Here is a 19,427-nt window from a genome sequence, read left to right on the forward strand (position 1 = left end):
GCGGTACGTCTGCTGTCACCGGCACTCCTGCCGTCACCGGCTCGCCCGCCGTCGGCGACGGCGGGCGGTTGCGGCGGCTGGCTCGTGGAGCGTTCGCCGACATCAGTCCGCTGCGGGAGATCCCGGACTACCGACGGGTCTGGTTCGGCCAGTCCGTCTCCTCCATCGGGCAGCAGATGACCGCTGTGGCCGTATCCGTGCAGGTCTACCAACTGACCGGCTCCAGCTTCGCGACCGGCCTGGTCGGCCTCTTCGCGCTGGTACCGCTGGTCGCCTTCGGCCTCTACGGCGGCGCCGTCGCCGACACCGTGGACCGGCGCCTGCTCGGCCTGATCGGCTCCGGAGGCCTCGCCGTCGTCTCCGCAGTCCTGGCGGCGCAGGCACTGCTCGGATCGCACACGGTCGCGGTGCTGTACGCGGCGGTGGCCCTCCAGGCCGCCTTCTTCGCGCTCAGCTCGCCGGCCCGCTCCTCGATGATCCCCCGTCTGGTGCCGAGCCGTCAGCTGCCCGCGGCCAACGCCCTGAACACCATCAGCATGAACCTCGGCTCGACCGTCGGCCCGATGCTCGGCGGTGTCCTGATCGGCGCGTACGGGGCTCAGTCCGCGTACCTCGTCGACACCTTCGCCTTCAGCGCCACGCTGTACGCGATGTGGCGACTGCCCTCGATGCGCCCCGGCGGCGACAGCGAGCGCAAGCGTCGCGCCTCGGTGCTGGACGGCCTGCGCTTCCTGCGCGAGCAGCCCAACCTGCGCACCAGCTTCGTCGCCGACCTCGCCGCCATGATCTTCGGCCTCCCGCGGGCGCTCTTCCCCGCCATCGTGGTCGGCTTCTACGCCGGCGGCCCCGGCACCGTCGGGCTGCTGGTGGCGGCACCCGCCGTGGGGGCTCTGCTCGGGGCGGCCTTCTCCGGCTGGGTAGGCCGGGTGAGGCGGCACGGCGCCGCCATCCTGGCCGCCGTCGCCGCCTGGGGCCTGGCGATCGCCGCCTTCGGGCTCGTCCGCGAACTGTGGCTGGGCTTGGCGCTGCTCGCGGCGGCCGGCTGCGCCGACACCATCAGCATGATCTTCCGCAACACGATGATGCAGGTTGTGGCCCCCGATGAGATGCGCGGCCGGCTCCAGGGCATCTTCATCGTGGTCGTCGCAGGCGGCCCCCGCCTGGGCGACTTCGAGTCCGGCACCGTCGCCTCCCTCACCTCACCCGCCGTCTCGATCGTCACCGGCGGCCTCGCCTGCCTCGCCGCCGTCCTCCTCCTCGCCGCCCGCCGCCCCGCCTTCCTCCGCTACGACGCCCACCACCCCACACCCTGACCTGCACCGCCCCACCCGGCCCCCACCACGCCACCACCGGATACCTGGCAGCGAGCACCCCTCATCGTGCTGTATTGTTTTCCACGTCGCCGGGACACCGGGGGCAAGGTCAAAAAGCCGAAGCTCAGGCGCCGCAAGGCTCTGAACGGAGGCCGCAGGACCACGGGACGTGGCGCAGCTTGGTAGCGCACTTGACTGGGGGTCAAGGGGTCGCAGGTTCAAATCCTGTCGTCCCGACTTCGGACTGATGTCCAAAGTCGCAGATCAGAGGCCGTATCTTGTTTTCAAGATACGGCCTTTTTGCGTTCTCGGGGGCGGTTTCTGGGAGCGTGGGGCTGGGAGTGTTGGGAGTAAATGGGAGCGGTGTGCTCCCAGTCTGCTCCCAGAGGTCAACGCGGCGCCGAGTGTTGTCACCCGATCCGGTCGAGTTCGCAAAGATCTTTTCCGTGGTGGCGGGGCGCGCCGTGTCCGTCGGGGGCGCGTGGGCTGGCATGCGCAACTGGTTGGGGCTGCTGACCTGCTGCTCCCAGGATTCTTTGACTGGGAGCAGCGTTACCTGTCAACGGTTTTGGACCCTCGAGGCTGGGAGTGCCATTGTCCGAGGGCCATTTGGCGGGCGGTCAAGGGCGAGAAGTCCGCTTCAGTGATGTTGGTCGGTGTGTCGGCGCTCGTAGTGCTTCAAAACGGCTTCACTGGGTGTGAGCTGCGGGTGTGTCGGGTGGTCAGCTTGCTCGGTGGTACTCGTTGATGAGGCCGGCGACGGCTTGCCGGCGTTCGATCCGGGCTGTCGGGAGCGGAATGACGTTGGGGTCGTCGAGGGGTGCGAGCTGGTTGCGTGTAAGGCTCGGAAAGTCATCGCTGCTGGTCAAGCCGCGTATCGGTACTCGTTGATGACGCCGCCGAGGACGCGGGTACGCAGGAGTTTTCGGCCCTCGAGGCCGTGTGCGGTGGGCTGCTCGTGGGCGCCGGGCGGTAGCTGGTTGCGTGCCCGGTGAGGGCGGTGCTCGTTGTAGTGCTGCTGGTAGGCGGTCAGGACCTGCCGGGCGTGGGCCTCGTTCATGATGAGGACATGGTCCAGTACCTCACGCCGGATGCTCCCGATCACTCGCTCGCAGTGGGCGTTCATCCGGGGAGTTCGCGGCGCAGTCTTGAGGATCTCTATCTCCTCGGCCTCGAAGACGGCGTCGAAGGACTGGCTGTACTTGCCGTCCCGGTCGCGCAGCAGGAAGCGTAGGGACTCCGTGTGAGAGCCGAGGTCGGCTGCCACGTTCCGGGCCTGCTGTGCTGCCCAGTCTCGGGTTGGGTGGGCGGTGACGCCGGTGATGTGCAGGCGTCGGGTGCCGTGTTCGAGGAACGCCAGCGCGTACAGCCGCTGGCCGAGCATGGTGTCCAGATGGAGGAAGTCCGCCGCGAGGATGCCCTCGGCCTGGTTCGTGAGGAACTCGCGCCAGGTCGGGCCGGTGCGGCGCGGGGCTGGGTCGATGCCGGCGGCATGGAGGATCTCCCACACCGTGGAGGCGGCGATCGGGTGCCCGAGACGGGCCAGCTCGCCCTGGATCCGCTTGTGGCCCCACCTTGCGTTCTCCCGAGCCAGTCGTAGCACAAGGTTCTTGAGCGCCGCTCTGGTCGGCGGTCGCCCGGTGCGGGCGCGCCGTGTGCTGTAGTCCGAATTCGCCGCGATGAGTCGGCGGTGCCAAGCCAGCAGCGTGCCGGGAGTGACCGGGAAGACTGCCCGCCAACGGTGACGGGGTATCAGGCTGGAGAGCGCTGCCAGCCAGAACCGATCCGCGGGCTCGTAGCGGAGCGGGCTGGATATCTGGCGGCGCAGCACAGCGTTCTCGTGCCGGAGCACGAGCAGCTCCGCGTCTTTGGCGGTGTCGCGGCGCAGCAGCACCCCGGGTACGGACAACAGCTTGCGGGCCACCTTGTAAAGCAGCGAAACGATCACGCGGACATGGTGCCAGCCGAGGTCGCTCTATCGCTGCCACCTGCGGCGATGACTTTCCGAGCCCGACAGCTTCCACGTCGCCGCCATCACCCGGGACGCCCCCCGGCTTCCTCTCTGCCGTCACCGAACACCGACCGGACGTCACCATCGTCGACGTCCGGCTGCCGCCGACCTTCCGCGACGAGGGCATCCACGCCGCCATCCACGCCCGCCGCCGGTACCCCGGCCTGCCCGTGCTCGTGCTCTCCCAGTACGTCGAGCAGCAGTACGCCGGCGAGCTGGTCTCCGACGGGAGTGGCGGCGTCGGCTACCTCCTCAAGGACCGGGTGAGCCGGGTGAGCGAGTTCATCGACGCGCTACGGCGGGTCGCCGCCGGCGGTACCGTCATGGACCCCGAGGTGATCGGGCAGCTCCTCACCCGTCACACCCGCGACCCGATCGCCACCCTCACGCCACGCGAACGCGAAGTCCTCGCCCTGATGGCTGAAGGAAAGGACAACGCCACGATCGCGGCGCGGCTCGTCATCACCGACAACGCCGTCCACAAGCACATCGGCAACATCTTCGCCAAGCTCGGCCTCTCGCAAGCCGACAGCGGCCACCGTCGCGTCCTCGCGGTCCTCACCTACCTCAGCCGCCACTGACCGGGAGGAGCCACCGGGGAACGGGAGTTGACCATGTTCTGTCGGTGTGTCAATGCCGCTCAGTTCGGCTTGCGCAGGAGGAGGCGAGCCTGCGGGGCCCGGCCCTCGCATTCCGGCTCGCCGATCAACTTCGCCCGCAGGACGAGCCCGCCGGCGGTCGGCCTCCGCAATCCGGCGAACTCCCCGCCTGCATGGCCCTTGCCGGGCCCGGAGCCGCTCAGTACCGTCGAGTAGCCGAATCCGAGTACCCCTCATATTCGGATCGCCTCGACACCACCACCCAGCGTCGTCCCTTCCACGCACCGCGCCCCGGGAGGATCGGATGAACAGAACGCACGTCCCCGGCAACGCCCTTCGGCACGTATCCCGCCTCCTCTCCGTCGGCACGGTCACCGCCGCCCTGGCCGGCGCGCTCGTGCTCCCCGCCTCGCCCTCGCACGCCGCAGGCGCAGGCGCCGACACCGGCCTGCGCGACGTCCTGGTAGTCGGCAACAGCCAGGCCGGCACGGTGAGTTTCCTCGACGCCCACACCTTCAGGAACCTCGGCTCGCTGAACGTCACCGCCGACGCGCAGCAGCGGATCGCCGGCATGGATCCGATCCAGTGGATCGGCTTCCAGACCGTCACCTCGATCGAGGGCGGCAATCGCTGGGTCGACGACGCGACGCTCTCACCCGACGGCCGCCGCCTGTACGTGTCGCGCGGAAACCTGGACGACGTCGCCGCGTTCGACGTCGCCACCGGCGCCCAGCTCTGGCGCACCCGACTGGACGGTTTCAAGGCCGATCACGCCGCGCTCTCGCCCGACGGCCGCCGCTACGTCGTCTCCGCGACCACCGCGCAGAAGGCCGAGGTACTCGACACCGCAACCGGCGGCGTGGTCGGCTCGTTCCCGACCGGCACCTACCCGCACCAGAACGACTACTCGCCGGACGGGAAGTACATCTACAACTCCAGCATAGGCATCACCACGTTCCCGCAGGCGATGGAGTGGGCCAAGGGCAGCTTCCAGCTCACCAAGGTCGACGCGGCCACCCTGCAGGTCGTGCAGACCTGGAAGTTCCCGCACGGCATCCGGCCCAACACGGTCGGGCCCGACGGCCGGACCATGTACACCGACCTGTCCTACCTCAACGGCTTCGCCAGGTACGACCTGTCCACCGGCTCGGTGGTCACCGTGCAGATGCCGTACAGCAAGGCCGGCGCGGCGCTCTCCCCCGACAGCTACCCGCAGAACTCGGCGCACCACGGCCTCGCCCTCTCGGGCGACGGCACCAGCCTGTGCGACGTCGGCACCATCGACGACTACGCCGCGATCGTCTCCACCACCGACCTGAGCACCCGCGGGACCGTCGACTACCCGACGGACAGCCTGCCCTACTGGGGCACCAGCAGCGCCGACGGCACGCTCTGTTTCGTCTCGCTCAGCAAGGCCGACGCCGTCTCGGTGATCGACTACCGCACCGCGAAGGAGCTCGCACGAGTCCCGGTCGGCGCGTTCCCCCAGCGGGAGCGGACCGGACGGATCGCGACCGACCTGCTCGGCGGCCTCTCCCCCTCGGCCGGCTGAGCAGCCCGGGGCCGGCCGCCCGGAGAACGAGGGCCTGTGCCGACGCCCCCGTCACCGAGCAGTTGACCAGGGGTCGCCCGCCTGGCCCCCGGGCTGCGCCGCCCACTGGGACAGGCTCATCCGCAGCTGCCGCAGCTGGACACGGCCGAGCGGTTCATGGCTGCGCATCACCTTACGGTTCCGTAGCAGTTCCACCCGGTACGGCACCACCGCCGTCGCGCGCAGCACCGAGACGACCGGCGTGGCCAGCAGACGCAGCATCAACTCGACCAGCCAGAGAATCCCGAGAACGAGGAACACCGGCGTGACGAGGACCGCCACGAGCCCGGGGATGATGTCGTCGGTGGTGTCCGGCACCAGCTTCCAGACGGTGTTCGGCCGCACCAGTCCCCGCCATGCCAGGCGATCCTGCCGGATCCGCCACTTGTTCCCCCCGCTGTCACGCCAACGCATAATCCCCACCCCGGCCTCACGCTTTCACTCGGGCAGGAAGCGTAGCCGGTCATGGGCTCGATGCCGACGTCAGGTGGCGGGGCGCCGACCGATGCCGCGTCAGTCCTGCCGCTCGCCGACGCTGCGGGGCGTGAGGGGATGGCGAAGGACCCATGACCTGCGTCTTTCGGCCTCTGGAATCCGCCTATCATTTGATGAGCTGTTGGATCAAGAGAATGTGGGGATTGAGGCGCAATGGGGGACTTCTTCCGCGTCGAGATCGGCGATCTCGACCGCTTGCTGCAGCAGTTGCAGCAGAGTCAGCAGGAGCTGCACACCGCACTGAACGCGATGCGCGACACCGGCCCGAAGACGACCGGCAGCAAGGCGCTCGACCACGCCTGCGACGACTTCCAGCACGGCTGGGGCGACGAGATCAAGATGCTCGCCGAGGGTACCGAACAGATCTCGACCGGACTGAACGAGGTCCGCAAGAACTACGCGGAGTCCGAGCAGGGCATCAATGATGCCCTCCGGCCGAGAAGCGCCGCATGAGCGGGGACGCGGAGTACCCGGCACTCGGCTTCAACCCGGCCCCGGGCAACGTGGGCGGCGTGAACGCCCTGGTGGACCAGCTCAACTCGGCGTCCAACGCGATGGAGAACGCCCACAACACGCTGACGTCGCTCGCGAGCGGCAGCGGCAGCTGGCAGGGCGACGCCGCCAACGCGTTCTCGAAGAAGGTCGGCGAGCTGCCCAAGCACCTGCAGCAGGGCGTGGACGCGCTGAAGGGCGCATCGACCCAGCTGGCCTCCTGGAGTTCAACGCTGGCGCACTACCAGGACACGGCCAAGCGATACGAGGCGGATGCGGAGGAGCTCAAGAGCCGCATCCAGGAGGCCGAGGCGCGCAAGGGCGAGGCGACCTCCCGCTACGACCAGGCCGCCGGAGATCCGGCCCTCCAGCTGATCGGCACGTACCAGGCCAACGCCCAGGCGCTGGAGGCCGCCGACCAGCAAATCATGGAGGCCTCGAACCGACTGCACGTGGCCGACGGCGAGTTGCAGGCGGCGAAGGCGGAGCTGCACCAGCTGGAGGAGGAGCTCCACCACCTCGTCAAGCAGGCCAAGGAGCTCCTGCACCACCACCACGACGACGCGGAGAAGACCGCGAAGGCGCTGCGCAAGGCCGACCACAACCTTCCGCACAAGAGCATGTGGAGCAAGATCGGGGACGGCTTCAAGAAGATCGGCCAAGGCATCAAGAACTGGGCGCACAAGCACGCCGATCTGCTGAAGAAGATCGGCGACGTCGCCGGCGCCTGCTCGGCCGTCCTGGGCATCGCCGCGCTCGCGACCATGTGGTGCCCGCCGCTGTCCGCCGCCCTCGGCGGTGCCGCGGCCGGCGCGTCGGCGGTCGCCCTCGGCGCCCACGGGCTGGCGAAGCTCGGCGGGGCGAACATCAGTGCGATGACCCTCGTGATGGACGGCGTCGGCGCGCTGCCCGGAGTGGGTAGTGCCTTCAAGGCGGCGAAGGGAGTGACGATCGGCCTCAAGGCTGCAGGAGAGGCCGCGGAGGGCGCCAACGCCCTGTCAAAGGCCGCGGAGGGCGTCGGCCTGGCCAGGGAGACCGTCAAGGGAACCAAGGCCGTCACCGAAGCGGCCAAGGAGGGCTCGCTCTTGCACAAGGGCCTCTCGGCGGTGGTCACCAGGACGCCTCTAGCCAAGCTGCCGGGCATGACCGTCCAAACCGTGGAGAAGGTCAAGGGGGGCTGGGCCATGGTCGACGAGGCCGGCAAGATCGCCACCAAGGACGTGCTCGACCCGATGTCCTGGTGGTCGCGTGGCACGCAGATCGGCATCAAGGGCATAGGTCTGGGACTGCATGCGCCTGAGCTGAAGAATGAGCTTTCGGGGAGCCCCGCATGACCGATCCGTTCACGCCCGACGCCTCCGCGACGGCTGCTGCGGAGGTGCCCGCGCAGGCTGCTGCCGTCGATCCGCTCTACGCCGACGACGACGTGGACGTCCGCTTCGAGATCCCGATCTGGTTCCACTCCCTCGGACTCGAGATGTCCGAGGAAGAGCGTGCCGCGCACCACGCGGAGATCGCCTCCGAGATCTGGGCCGGCGGCACCGACTACCAGCGGACGACGGTCGCCGCCTGGTACGCGGAGATCGCCGACGGCGCGCTGGAGGACGGCGTGCTGTACGCGGGCATCAACTACTTCCGCACCGACGACGACCGGCTCGCCACCGCGAACCTGGTCGTCCTGGCCGAGAAGACCGACACCTCGGACGCCGGGATCGCCGCGGCCTCCCTGGTCGAGATGCTGTCGGCCGACCCTGCGCAGGAGGTGTACCGGACCGACGTCCACTGCGGGCCCGCAGTGGTGGTCGTCCACGGCCAGGTGTGCGACTTCAGCCAGGAGGCCGGGGCGCCCGCCACGCTCGAACTCGCCCAGGCGGAGGTGTACATCCCCGTCCAGGGCGCGGACACGCTGCTCGTGATGCGGATCAGCACGCCGTCCCTGCCGGAGCTCCCCACGTACGTGGCCATGCTGGCGCAGATCGCGGACAGTGTGTACTTCGGGCGTCCGAGCGATGCACCGGGCGCCACTCCGGCCGTCCCGCCGGCCACCGAGTCCCGGATCGCGGCGGCCTTCGGCTAAGCACCTGGGAGCTCCACCCGGTCGCAGGTCCCGGCCAGTACGGCCCGGGTCCTGCGACCGGCCGTGGCGGAGCAAACGCAGACGCAATAGTAACTACCCTCTCCGGATGTCGAGTTCGGCCCAGACGGTCTTGAGAGGCCGGACGGTGAGGTCCACACCCCAGCGGTCCGCGAGGGCCACGACGATCAGCAGGCCGCGCCCTGACTCGTCCTCCACGCCGGACACGGCCTGGGGGGCCCGGAGCTCCGGGAGCCGTTCCGGGCGCGGGTCGGAGACGGCGATGCGGAGCGTGGAGCCCGTGAGACCCGAGTCGAGCGAGAGGGAGAGCCTGAAGCTGCGGCCGGGTACGCGGCCGGGTACGCGGCCGTGCAGGGCGGCGTTGGCGGCGAGCTCGGCGACGATCTGCTCGGCGGTCTCGTACGGCTCGCCCCACTCGATGAGTTGCTGCACCGTGAGCCGACGCGCGAGGCGGTGCGCTTGCCGAAAACCCTCATCCGGCCTGTTCAGGCTGCATGTTGGTACTCGTGGAGGAGGCCGCCGAGTCGGTCGGTTCGGTGTATGTCGAGGTGGGTGATTTGCTTCGGGTTGTCGATTGGCTGGGGGAGCGCGCAGAGGGGGCGGGCGTTCGCGATGCCCTGGTGCGGCCTGTGGGAGTTGTAGAACTTCTCGAACTCCCGTAGGGCGTGGAGTAGATGCCGCTCGTTCCAGATCAGGGTCCGGTCCAGCAGTTCGCGGCGGCAGGTCTGCACCCAGCGCTCCATGAGGGAGTTCATGCGGGGGATCCGGACGCCGCTGAGCACGACCTGGATCCCCGCGTCGGCGAGGACGGCGTCGAACAGTTCGGGGAACTTCCCGTCCCGGTCCCGGATCATGTAGCGCGCCCGAGAGCCGGCGTCCTCGAGGTCCATGACGAGGTTCTTCGCGGCCTGTGTGACCCAGGACGCGGTCGGGTGTGCGGTGGCGCCGAGGATCCGGATCCGTCGGTTGGCGTGCCCGATGACCGCGAGCACGTACAGGCGGGCTCCGGACAGGGTGACCGTTTCGAAGAAGCCACAGGCGAGGAGTGCGTCGGCTTGGGAGTGCAGGAAGTTGGCCCAGGTGCTGGAGGTCCGCTCGGGTGCCGGCGGGATACCGGCCTCCTTCAGGATCTCCCACACCGTGGACGCGGCCACCTTTACCCCGAGGACGAGCAGCTCGCCGTGCAGCCGCCGGTACCCCCACTCCGGATTCTCTGCGGCCAGGCGCAGGACCAGGGCGCGGATGGAGCGTACGGTGCGCGGTCGGCCTGGGCGCTTCGGCCGGGACCGGGCGGCGTGGCGGCGGGCGACCAGGTCGCGGTGCCAGCGCAGTACGGTGTTGGGCCGCACCAGTAACCGCATCCGACGCAGTACCTGGGTCGGCAGTCCCTGCAGCAGCGCGGCCAGGAATGCCCGGTCGCTCGCTTCGAAGCGGACCCGTTGTCCGCTCAGCTGCCGTTCCAGAACGCTGATCTGATGGCGAAGAGCCAGGATCTCCACGTCCTTCTCACGGTCGCTCATCGGCAGCAGCCGCAGCAACGCGAACGCGTTCGTCACACCCAGGTACGCCAGTCGTAGCAGCACGGTCGATCATCATGCCGCGGAGCTCGTCGGCTCCGCCAGAGCGCTGACCTGACCGACGTGGTCGGCACTTGTGCACCTTCACAGTGCTTCTCGCCAGGGCGGATGAGGTTCTCGGCAAGGGCAGGGTCGACTGGTACAACCACCGCAGGCTCCACGGAGAGATAGGCCACATCCCACCCGTCGAGTACGAAGCCAACTACTACCTGGCAACCGCAAAACCCCTGGTCACAGCCACCATCTGAGCTCTCTACCGAACCCGGGGCGGTTCACCCTGTACTGGCACTGTAGCGGTATGCCGTGGTCCCGCTCGTTGTGAAACCAGGTAACTGCGTTACCGTAAGGGAGTTCGGGCCGCCATGAAACACCTGGCGTGCCCATCCGAGTGGGGGATTAATCAATGAGTCTTGAGGTCTGGATACCACGGGTATTCGATGTGCAGGTTGGCATAGCTGACGGCATGCCAAACCCTGTATCCGCTCTGCGCTCTCGTCGCGCTGCGTCACTGACGCGGCGTCTCTCATGGCACTCTCACTGGTTCTCTTCATCGTGGTCTGGCACTTTCATGGCCTCACCATGGTAGACATGATGGTCTATTGGGCTGAGGACTTGACAGTTCTACACGGCGATGACCCTCTATGCCATGCGCCTCCCCAGGTTGGATCTCGCCGCGGTGTGTCCCTCCTTTGCGGCGATGCTGTTCACTCCTGTCGTCTGGTTCGACGTTCCGATGCTCCGCATCCTAGTCACCGTGGCCGAGATAGGTTTGTTGGCTCTGCTTGCACACCTCTGGCTGGCTGGCTGGCCGCGGCGCCGCCACCAGGCAAGGGCAGTACTGCTGATCACTGGAATCGGGGTATGGCCCGAGCCGGGATTCTGGACGAGATATCTCTGAGGCTCGAGTCGCGCCAGGCGACACAGTGATTGTGGACAATCAGTCCCTGCGTGGCACGATCGCTCGCGCTCTCAGCTGGCACGACCCTGGGCTGCTCTTAACCGCTTTCGCGCTGGTCGTAGTTGCGGTTGGCCTAGCGATTGCGACGTTGGCTGGCCGGTCGGCCCCGGTTATTCGCCGCGCCGAGGCATGGGATGTCATCTGCACCAGCCTGGTCAGCGTCCTGGAATCACCGATCAGTTGGACCCACTACTGGGCCTGGTGTGTCCCGATGCTAGTCGTTCTTTGCGCTGAGTCCTACCATGCTCCGGGCTTTGTGGCCAGCCGCTGGGTAAGGAGGAGTCGAATCCTGCTCGTGATCGTCGGAATCTTCCTCTTGCCCTATCTAATGTGGGTGGTGCCAAAACGATCAGGACTCGGCATCAAATTGCACTGGAAATTGTCCACCTGTCTTCACGGAATTATCGGTCCGCCGATTTTTGAATTCATTTCTACAAGACGTCTTTTCGCATGTCGAGCCAGCCATGGCGGCTAGCGGTGCGCCCTTTCCGAGTGGCCCGAGCGAGCAATATCTGCACCCACTAAACGAGCAGGCATGATATGACACTCCAAATAGATTCGCGCCCCCGCCAGAAATCAAGACTCCTTATACCGAAAAGGGGTCCGGCGTCTTCGGGTGTCACCGCGCGGTATCGCACACTTATCACGATACTTATCTGCTTTTTCGCAGTAGTGGGTACCGGGTTCCAGCAGTGGACCACCCTCCAAGTTGGAGGATTCGACCTCGGCATATTCGACCAAGGTATACGCGGCTATGCGCATTTCGGTCTTCCAATTTCCCCGGCGAAGAGCTATCATCACGAGTTTCCGCCCTCATTCTCTCTCCTGGGGGATCACTTTTCGCCGATCCTTGCCCTCCTTGCACCGCTCTATTGGTTCCTCGATGATCCTCGGTCGCTGATTATTGGGCAGGCTGCTCTGTTTGCCGCAGGAATACCAGTGATCAGGCGAATTGCGGCACGATGCTTCATCGCACAGGGGCAAGAGACCAGGCTCTGGATCATGGACCTCGCCGGCCTCGTGTACGGACTCGGCTGGCCCCTCCTCGTCGCGGCGCAGAATGGGTTTCACGAGGTCGCTTTCGCAGTTCCACTGACTCTGCTCATGTTCGAGGGGGCGATGGCGCGCCGCTATTGGCAGGTTCTGCTAGCCGGAGTCATGCTCTGCTGCACCAAGGAGGACCTGGGGCTGGTGGTAGGAGCCTATGGAGCAGTGCTGTTCTGGCGCAGCCGACACAGCTCAGACCGCTCCGGGATACGTACGGGTCTGGCGCTGTTCCTGGGCGGCCCCGCCGCCACGGTCGTGGCAATCCACTGGCTAATTCCCGCGATGGGAGGGCAACCCGGTTACTACTGGAACTACGATGCCCTCGGCCCCAACGCGGGGGCCGCTTTCGTCAACGTCGTCAGCAACCCACTTTGCCTGTTCGAGGCGGCCTTCAGTACACCCCTCAAGCCCTTGCTGATCCTCTGGCTACTCGGGACAACCTTCCTCCTGCCCATCTGCTCAGCTACTGCATGGTGCACCCTGCCGCTAGTTGCCGAGCGGATTCTTTCATCCAACCCCAACCACTGGTCTGTGGCCCATCATTACGACGCGTTCCTGTGGCCTATCCTTGTCACAGCGGCACTTGAGGCGGTAGGGAGTCTTAGTGCTCGCGAGCGTTCTGCCCGAACCGCGAGGTGGCTCGGCCTGGCGGCTGCAGCCGTCTCACTTGCCGCGGCCCTGCCCTTCGGTCTTTCCTCTCTGGCCGACCCAAATTCCTGGCGTCCAGGAGCAAGCGAAGCTGCGCTGATCCGCGCCTCATCTCACATCCCTGACGGCGCGTCCGTCGAGGCCGATAACCTGATCGTTCCTCGCCTGACGGCGCGTACGGATGTCGTGCTTGTTGACGAGACGCCACGAGGCCGGGACTACGTGCTTATCCGTACCAACGAGCGCTCGTTCCCGTTTGCCACGGACCGGGAGCAAGTCGATCGTGCACGCCTCCTGTTGGCACACGGGTATGAGGCCATCTGGTCTGACGACGGAGTACTGGTTTTGCACCGAGTATCCTCGGAGCCGATTCCGGGCGAGCACGTCCCGGGCCAGAACAGCTCACCTGTCCAGGACATCGTGCCTTCCGATGTGGGACATAGCCTATTCCACGGCTGAGCCGCCCGACCTGACTCGGGCCCTGAAGCAGGCATCTCCGGCACGAAGTAGGTGAGGTGACCCCCGCGATGTGGACACACCTGACAATGGATCTTGTAGATCCAGGAAGGTGAAGATCCACGTGGCAAGGCCGTCGAAGTACAGTCCGGAGTTCAGAGCCGACGCAGTCGCACTGTGGCAGGCGTCGGTGGGCAGGCGAACGTTCAAGTCCGTCGCCTCCGACCTCAACATCAACCACGAGACCCTGCGTACCTGGGTGCGTGAGGCTGAAGGGACAGCGTCCTCCGGTGGCGGGTTGCAGGGCGGCGGGGCCGAGGATGAGCTGGCCCGGCTGCGGGCGGAGAACGCCCGGCTGGTGCGGAGGGTGGCCGGGGCCTGTCGGCCCGGGTGTGGGCCTGGAGGGGCCGGGGGCCGGGCGGTCAGCCGCTCGCGGCGGTGAGACCGGCGGTTCCGGCGTGTCGGAAGATCTTGCGGAGGTTGTGGCAGGCGGCCAGCAGGCGCCACTCTGCGCGGGCGCCGTCTTCGCCGCGCAGGAGGAGTTGGCGGCCGTTCTGGCAGGTCATGATCTGTCCGAAGACGGGTTCGACGATGGCTTTGCGGCGGCTGTAGGCGGCCTTGCCGGGTCTGGTCCGCAGTTTGCGGGCCATGCGCTCCTTCAGCGTGGCGGTCGCCGGTATGCGTCCGCGCGGTGCGGGCGGGACCTGCTCGTCGTGGGCGAGTCGGCCGGTGGCCATGAACGTGTCGGTCTCGCGGATGAGTTGGCGGTCCTTCGCGGCCTGGAGGTTCGTCTCGGAGCAGTACCCGGCGTCGACGAGTGCCTGCTTGGGGTGGATGCCGGTGTTGCGGGCAGACTGGTCGAGCATCGTGGTGTAGTTCAGCGCGTCCGAGGGGGGTTGGTCGTCACGTCGGCGGCAGTGATGACCTGGTGTTCCTCGTCGACAACGGCCTGGGCGTTGTATGTCTGGATGTAGGCGCCGTCGCTGTTCTTCATGATCCGTGAATCGGGGTCGGTGAAGTTGGCCTGCGCCTTCGGCTTGGGGCGGGCCGCTTTGGCGGCCGCCTCGCCCGCGTCGGCGACGGCCTGCTCGTCCTCGGCGCTGGCGCGCTTCTGCTGCGGCGCTCCTTCTCCTGAGCGTGGGCACGGGCCTTGTCAGCGGCCTCGGCCTCGATCTGGGCCCGAGCGGCCTGCAGTTTGGCCAGGCGCTTCTCGCGGCGGTCGAGTTCGGCGGGCAGGTCCAGGTCCTTGCCGTCGATGCCGAACACGGCGTCCTCGGCAGTGTCGCTGGCTTCGGCCTCGGTCAGCAGGGCAGCGGCCATGGCCTCCAGTTCAGCGACCTCGGCCTCGATCCGCTCCTCCTTGTCGATGAGCCGGCAGTAGCTCATCGCCTTGTGTTTGGAGGCGTTCGCTTCCAGTTTCGTGCCGTCCAGGGCGACACGGCCCATCTTGACCATGCCGAGTCTCTGCGCGAGGCGCAGGGACTGGGTGAACAGGTCGGCGAGCGCGTCCAGATGGCGGCGGCGGAACCGGGCGATCGAGCGGAAGTCCGGTTCCTGGCCGCTGGCCAGGAACCGGAACGCGACGTCCTCGGCGCACTTGCGCTCGATCGCCCGGGACGAGCGGATGCCGATGGTGTACCCGTAGATCAGCAGGCGCAGTATCAACCGGGGGTCGTAGGGCGGGTAGCCGCGCTTCTCGGTGTAGTCCGCCAAGACCGGTGCAAGGTCCAGAACCTCGTCGACCAGGTCCGCGACGAACCGCGCCAGGTGGCCCTCGGGCAGCCAGTCGTCCAGCGACGGCGGGAGCAACAGGACCTGGTGCGGGTCGAACGCCCGGAACCGCTTGTCCACCGCCGCTGGACGAGCCTGCGGCCGCTGCTTGTCGACCGGCTCGACCTCGAAAAGCCCATCCTCGCCGCGCATCCCGACATCATCGCGCGCCAATGATCACGAACAGAAGGCGGGTTGCTGGTTGCGAACCAGCCCCTAACGCGCGGCCACGGCCAGGCGGTCGAGCTCGTCGGCTCGGCGGTGGTCCTTGGGACGGCCTACGGCTCGGCGCATGCTGACCAGGTCGTCGAGGCGGAGGTAATGGACCTCCAGGCCGTCGTCCGCGACCGCGCGCAGGCTGCGGGCGAGGTAGTCCGCGACTGGGATCCCGCCCCAGGGAAGCGCGGGCGTGCAGCAGTCGCCGCCTGCGGTGGCGGTGGAGAACAACACCTTGGGGCCGAGGAAAGAGGCGGCCTCACAGGCCACGGGCAGGCCGTCCTTATCCTGGAGGACGGCGGGACCGCCCTCGACCTGGGCGAAGGCCGAGGCGAGTGCGGCGGCGTGGGCGGGGTCACCGTCCCACAGCAGGTCGAGGTCACCGGTGAGCTCGACCGATCCGTGCATGATGCCAGCCACCTGGCCGATCACCGCGACCCGCACGCCCGACCGGTGCAGGGCCCGCAGCAGCGGGAAGGGGTCAAACCCGATCGCGTCGTCGGTACCGATGGTGCCGACGGTGTCGTCCGCGTCCACGTGGGACACGCCGGTGGCCGTCCGGCCGCGGGTCAGTTCGGCGATCCTGCCGACGGCTGCCTCCAGCCGCGCCACCGCCGCCGGGTCTCCTTGCGCCGCCCGTCCGCGTTCAGTCATCCAGCCATCATCCGTCGTCCCCCCGGCTTAGGTCCACTGTCCTACCGGGGCGGCCGATTTCACGGCAGCGATCAGCCGACCGCCACGGCCACCTCCCGGCCCATACCCGGGCCGACAGGACACGGTTACCCGCCGCAGCAGCCACACCCCGGCGACCATCGTCGGTGGCGCCGACCGCGGCCGCCCGAGCACTTGCCCTTTACTGACCCACGCTCCTAGCTGACCGTGTTCAAGGAACGTTCCAGCGTGGCCAGCGGGACGAGTTGAGCACTGTTGAGGTCAGATGGATCGGTAGTAGATCAGCTGGCCGGCTTCGCCCGGTGCCGCGCCCTCGTTGGGCAGGAAGAGGCTGACGAAGACGGCGTTATGGCCGTCCGGGAGCTTGAGCGAGGTGATGTGCGGGTTCGCGAAGGCAATGCTGCCGCCAGTGGTGGTAATGGCGGTGGTGTCAGCGTTCAGGGTGGTGTAGTCATAGAGGAACACGCGCCAGGACCGGAAGTCGCTCTTGGTGTACTGCCCCTCGACGACGCCGTAGGGGAAGCCCTTGTAGCTGATGGCATCGCGGTCGCCAATGTTGCCCCTGACGCCCCAGTACAGCATCGCGTTGTCGAAGGTGTTCTCGGCTGTGGTGGACCAGTTGGAGAAGTTGGTGAGGTGGGCCTTCATCTCCTGGTCAACGTTGCAGTTGGCGTAGTAGTGGCCGCCGATTGTGATTGCCGAGTGGTCGATGTCCGGAAGCAGTTGGACGTCATATATGTTGGGCGTTCCCTCGGCGCACCGGGACAGCGTCCGCTGCGAATCGAAGGAGCGGAAGGCGTTGCCGGACAGCAGCTGGGTGCGGTCTGGGTAGTAGCGCACCGCGATGTGGTTGCTCGGGTCCTGCTCCCACGCCATCACGTACCCCCCGTTGGATATCTGCGTGATGGTCGGCTGGGAGCTGCCTGGACCGAAGTCGTGGACGAAGGTCCAGTTCAGCAGGTCGGTAGAGGTTGCGACGGCGGCGTGGAAGCGGCCGTCGCCCAGCATGGCGTGGTAGACCGCCAGGTAGCTACCGGATGAGTCCTGGATGATCTTCGCCGAGTCCATTGAGCGGCCCGCGCTGTCTTTCGCCTGGTAACGGACACCAGTGGCGTGGGTGACATCCTCGATGATGTGCCTCAGTTCGCTCCGCGGGCCGTCCGACGGAGGCGTGCCCACCTCGGACGCGTGCGCCGCGGGTACAGGCGCCAAGCCGAGCATCGCGAGCAGCAGCGCCAGGGCGGCGGCCAGGTAGGCCGTAGTAAGCGAGCCGATGTGACGGTCCTTCATTCCCAGGGCCGACTGAGTCACCGCGGGGCTTCCTTTCTGTTGAGAGGAGATTCGGGGCGGGCAGGTGCCCCGGGGGAAACGTGCTGGGGCCCGCACGGCGGTCCGGCGGGCCCCAGGGTTCACTGCTGAGTCACCTACACACACGGCGTGGTTCACAGGTGACGAGGTCACGACCCATAGAGCTGTGACCTCGTCACCTCAACGCAATTGCGGTCTAGCGGCTCACGCTGGGCGATGCCCAGGCTGCCCCGGTAGTGCGGTCGTACAGCCACACAACGCAGGAGCCCTGGGAGCCCACGGCGAACGTGTACGTGTAGTTGTGGCCGGGGTAGGCCTGGAAGCTGTCGCGGTCACCGAAGCGCTTGGAACCGCAGACCAAGTTGAAGTCCACCCAGTCCCCGTTGATGTTGCCGTCCGGTGCGATCTGGACTCTCGCGTCGTACCCGCGCGGGTCGTAGGAGTTGCATACCCCAAGGTCGTCGTTGTAGTTGCAGCTGTCCGCCGCGGAGGCCGTGCCAGTAGCGGTCAGGGTCAGACCGGCGGCTAACGCGACGGCACCGACCATGCCGACGAGTTTCGATGCATGCTTCATGGGATTTCCCTTCGTTGATGTTCGCTGCCAGTGGTGCGCGCTTGTCCGGATGAGGACAGGCGTCAGCGGGTCACACTGGGCGAGGACCAGGAGGCGCCGGAGGTGCGGTCGTAGAGCCACACCGAGCAAGTGCCCTGGGAGCCCACGGCGAACGTGTACGAGTAGTCCTCGTGGCTGGAGTAGGCCCAGAAGCCGCCGCGGTCGCCGAAGCGCTTGGAACCGCAGACCAGGTTGAAGTCGAGGAAGTGCCCATCGACGTTGCTGTCCGGCAGGACCCGGAGGCTCGCGTTGTACCCGGCCGGGTCGTAGTTGTTGCATACCCACACGTTGTCGTTGGCGGTGCAGACGCCGGATGTCGCGGAGGCCGTGCCGGTGGCGGTCAGGGTCAGACCGGCGGCTAACGCGACGGCGCCGACCGTGCCGACGAGTTTCGATGCATGCTTCATGAGAGTCCCCCTTGGGTGTCCACTGTCAGCGGCGGGTGCCGAACACAGGTGTTCACGCAATCGCGCCCGAGCGGCGCCTCATCCGAAGGATGTGATTCCGCTCTTGCTTACCCGAGCTGACTGGCATCATCAGCTCATGTGTTCGACCGCCTCAAGTTGGCACGCTATCAGTCAGTCTGATCAACTGTCAGTTACTTTTCTGATGGGCAAGGGGCTGTAGGTTCAAATCCGATCGTCCCGACGTGAGTCGGAAGCCCTCTGAGCTGGGTGAAAGTCCATCAGAACATGCCGGTGAGTTTGGGGCGTCCGCAGGCAGAGCGCATAGGTGGGCTAGCTTGGGCTTGTAAGTCCCTTGGCTTGAAGGACTTTTCGCCACGATCTGATGGCACGCCAGATGATCTCAGAAGCCGTTGTCATGCCGAACGCGATCGCTGGCTTGGCGTCAACTCCGGCCTGGCGAAGGAGAGATGTGGCGACTGGCTTCTTCCTGGTCGCGTGGATCTGGCCGATGGCGTCGGTGCCGGTCTGCTGGAGGCAAGGGAATCTGCTGCTCGCGAGCGGGTCGAGCGGTTGCGGGAGGAGGTGGCCCGGTTCATGGCCGAGTTGGAGGATTCCGAGGCCGCGGTGGAACGGCTGGTGATCGCACGGGAGACGGTGGTCGAGGTCCTGGCTCAGCCCGTCCTGAGGGGTCCGGATATGCCGGTGACCTGTGGTCATGCTGCCCCGTCGAAGGGTGGGGCGGTGGCAAGGTCGGTGGTGCCACACTGGTGTGAGGATCTGGCGGTCGCGGTGCTCGCGCCGGACTACCGGCGAATCATGATGGTGCTGGAGTCGCAGGCAGCGCTCGGCCGCGACGGGGTCCGGGCCCAGGAGCTGGCCGGGACACTGGGGCTGGCCGTGGTGCCCGCGAAGGTCGAGGGTGTGCGGTCGAAGCTGGAATCTGAGAGAAGGACGTGAAGTTCATCTCGCTGCTGGCCAACCTGGTGATCTTCCACAACGCCCTGGTTATCGCCGACGCCGTCCGCCAGCTTCAGGCCGAGGGCCAGGTCATCGACCCACTCGATCTGAGCTTGATCTTTAACCTCGCGCGGCGAGGTGGGCCTGAAGCGTGGGTTCGCGTTTGACGGTCTTGCCCACGTCGTGGCGGGGCGCCGGCTTG

The 19,427-nt window shown here is 67.0% G+C and carries 16 protein-coding genes, 1 tRNA gene and 2 pseudogenes; 10 read left to right on the top strand and 9 right to left on the bottom strand.

All coding sequences use genetic code 11. The features are described 5' to 3' along the window. Positions 1-68 precede the first annotated feature (68 nt). A complete protein-coding gene (locus P3T39_RS27185; RefSeq protein WP_280701611.1) occupies positions 69-1,313 on the top strand; it encodes an MFS transporter in 1,245 nt (414 codons plus the stop codon). 163 nt (positions 1,314-1,476) lie between these two features. Continuing rightward, positions 1,477-1,550: transfer RNA gene (locus P3T39_RS27190), tRNA-Pro, on the top strand. Between the two features lie 628 nt (positions 1,551-2,178). On the opposite strand, the gene P3T39_RS27195 is transcribed toward P3T39_RS27190, so the two are convergent. Further along, positions 2,179-3,261 (bottom strand): integrase core domain-containing protein, encoded by a 1,083-nt coding sequence (locus tag P3T39_RS27195; protein WP_280701590.1) that lies wholly within the window; start codon positions 3,259-3,261, stop codon positions 2,179-2,181. A 101-nt stretch (positions 3,262-3,362) separates the two neighbouring features. Between P3T39_RS27195 and P3T39_RS27200 the strand changes: the two are divergent. Next, a pseudogene (locus tag P3T39_RS27200) lies at positions 3,363-3,905 on the top strand (response regulator transcription factor); the annotation flags it as partial. A gap of 322 nt (positions 3,906-4,227) precedes the next feature. Beyond that, positions 4,228-5,475, top strand: a complete 1,248-nt coding sequence (locus P3T39_RS27205; protein ID WP_280701591.1) for a YncE family protein — start codon at positions 4,228-4,230, stop codon at positions 5,473-5,475. Between the two features lie 51 nt (positions 5,476-5,526). Here the strand turns inward: P3T39_RS27205 and P3T39_RS27210 are convergent, their stop codons facing one another. Then, a complete protein-coding gene (locus P3T39_RS27210; protein WP_280701592.1) occupies positions 5,527-5,859 on the bottom strand; it encodes a hypothetical protein in 333 nt (110 codons plus the stop codon). A gap of 303 nt (positions 5,860-6,162) precedes the next feature. Between P3T39_RS27210 and P3T39_RS27215 the strand changes: the two genes are divergently transcribed. From P3T39_RS27215 to P3T39_RS27225, 3 genes are read left to right on the top strand one after another with little or no spacing between them, the layout of a single operon-like run. Next, a complete protein-coding gene (locus tag P3T39_RS27215; protein WP_280701593.1) occupies positions 6,163-6,462 on the top strand; it encodes a hypothetical protein in 300 nt (99 codons plus the stop codon). Next, on the top strand, positions 6,459-7,835 hold the full coding sequence (locus tag P3T39_RS27220; RefSeq protein WP_280701594.1) for a putative T7SS-secreted protein: 1,377 nt from the start codon (positions 6,459-6,461) through the stop codon (positions 7,833-7,835). Before P3T39_RS27215 ends, P3T39_RS27220 begins: the two co-directional genes overlap by 4 nt. Next, on the top strand, positions 7,832-8,578 hold the full coding sequence (locus P3T39_RS27225) for a hypothetical protein (protein WP_280701595.1): 747 nt from the start codon (positions 7,832-7,834) through the stop codon (positions 8,576-8,578). Before P3T39_RS27220 ends, P3T39_RS27225 begins: the two co-directional genes overlap by 4 nt. Positions 8,579-8,671: 93 nt before the next feature. On the opposite strand, the gene P3T39_RS27230 is transcribed toward P3T39_RS27225, so the two are convergent. After that, the gene (locus P3T39_RS27230) at positions 8,672-9,085 is read right to left on the bottom strand and encodes an ATP-binding protein (RefSeq protein ID WP_280701612.1); all 414 of its coding nucleotides are present in this window, start codon (positions 9,083-9,085) and stop codon (positions 8,672-8,674) included. Next, positions 9,082-10,179 (bottom strand): integrase core domain-containing protein, encoded by a 1,098-nt coding sequence (locus tag P3T39_RS27235; protein WP_280701596.1) that lies wholly within the window; start codon positions 10,177-10,179, stop codon positions 9,082-9,084. The genes P3T39_RS27230 and P3T39_RS27235 overlap by 4 nt, the downstream gene beginning before the upstream one ends. Positions 10,180-11,803: 1,624 nt before the next feature. Here P3T39_RS27235 and P3T39_RS27240 point away from each other — a divergent pair. Continuing rightward, entirely contained in the window at positions 11,804-13,285 is a 1,482-nt protein-coding gene (locus P3T39_RS27240; RefSeq protein ID WP_280701597.1) for a DUF2079 domain-containing protein, read from the top strand. 419 nt (positions 13,286-13,704) lie between these two features. Here P3T39_RS27240 and P3T39_RS27245 read toward each other — a convergent pair. The 5 genes and pseudogenes from P3T39_RS27245 to P3T39_RS27265 form a co-directional block, all read right to left on the bottom strand. Continuing rightward, positions 13,705-15,205, bottom strand: a pseudogene (locus P3T39_RS27245) (IS1182 family transposase). A 63-nt stretch (positions 15,206-15,268) separates the two neighbouring features. Next, entirely contained in the window at positions 15,269-15,922 is a 654-nt protein-coding gene (locus P3T39_RS27250; RefSeq protein WP_280701598.1) for a hypothetical protein, read from the bottom strand. Between the two features lie 279 nt (positions 15,923-16,201). Continuing rightward, a complete protein-coding gene (locus P3T39_RS27255) occupies positions 16,202-17,251 on the bottom strand; it encodes a hypothetical protein (protein WP_280701599.1) in 1,050 nt (349 codons plus the stop codon). A 193-nt stretch (positions 17,252-17,444) separates the two neighbouring features. After that, entirely contained in the window at positions 17,445-17,822 is a 378-nt protein-coding gene (locus P3T39_RS27260) for a hypothetical protein (protein WP_280701600.1), read from the bottom strand. A 62-nt stretch (positions 17,823-17,884) separates the two neighbouring features. Then, a complete protein-coding gene (locus P3T39_RS27265; RefSeq protein ID WP_280701601.1) occupies positions 17,885-18,268 on the bottom strand; it encodes a hypothetical protein in 384 nt (127 codons plus the stop codon). 357 nt (positions 18,269-18,625) lie between these two features. Between P3T39_RS27265 and P3T39_RS27270 the strand changes: the two genes are divergently transcribed. Both P3T39_RS27270 and P3T39_RS27275 read left to right on the top strand, forming a co-directional pair. Beyond that, the gene (locus P3T39_RS27270) at positions 18,626-19,225 is read left to right on the top strand and encodes a hypothetical protein (protein WP_280701602.1); all 600 of its coding nucleotides are present in this window, start codon (positions 18,626-18,628) and stop codon (positions 19,223-19,225) included. Continuing rightward, positions 19,222-19,392: a Tn3 family transposase gene (locus tag P3T39_RS27275; protein WP_280701603.1), complete on the top strand. Its 171-nt coding sequence runs from the start codon at positions 19,222-19,224 to the stop codon at positions 19,390-19,392. The genes P3T39_RS27270 and P3T39_RS27275 overlap by 4 nt, the downstream gene beginning before the upstream one ends. Positions 19,393-19,427 lie beyond the last annotated feature (35 nt).

Origin of the sequence: Kitasatospora sp. GP82 (genome assembly GCF_029892105.1) — a bacterium.
Classification (GTDB): Bacteria; Actinomycetota; Actinomycetes; order Streptomycetales; family Streptomycetaceae; genus Kitasatospora.

Bases quoted from the DNA above. Each gene is read 5' to 3' on its own strand.
- P3T39_RS27205 (WP_280701591.1), top strand. From the start codon at position 4,228: ATGAACAGAACGCACGTCCCCGGCAACGCCCTTCGGCACGTATCCCGC.
- P3T39_RS27215 (WP_280701593.1), top strand. From the start codon at position 6,163: ATGGGGGACTTCTTCCGCGTCGAGATCGGCGATCTCGACCGCTTGCTG.
- P3T39_RS27220 (WP_280701594.1), top strand. From the start codon at position 6,459: ATGAGCGGGGACGCGGAGTACCCGGCACTCGGCTTCAACCCGGCCCCG.
- P3T39_RS27225 (WP_280701595.1), top strand. From the start codon at position 7,832: ATGACCGATCCGTTCACGCCCGACGCCTCCGCGACGGCTGCTGCGGAG.
- P3T39_RS27250 (WP_280701598.1), bottom strand. From the start codon at position 15,922: ATGACTGAACGCGGACGGGCGGCGCAAGGAGACCCGGCGGCGGTGGCG.
- P3T39_RS27260 (WP_280701600.1), bottom strand. From the start codon at position 17,822: ATGAAGCATGCATCGAAACTCGTCGGCATGGTCGGTGCCGTCGCGTTA.
- P3T39_RS27265 (WP_280701601.1), bottom strand. From the start codon at position 18,268: ATGAAGCATGCATCGAAACTCGTCGGCACGGTCGGCGCCGTCGCGTTA.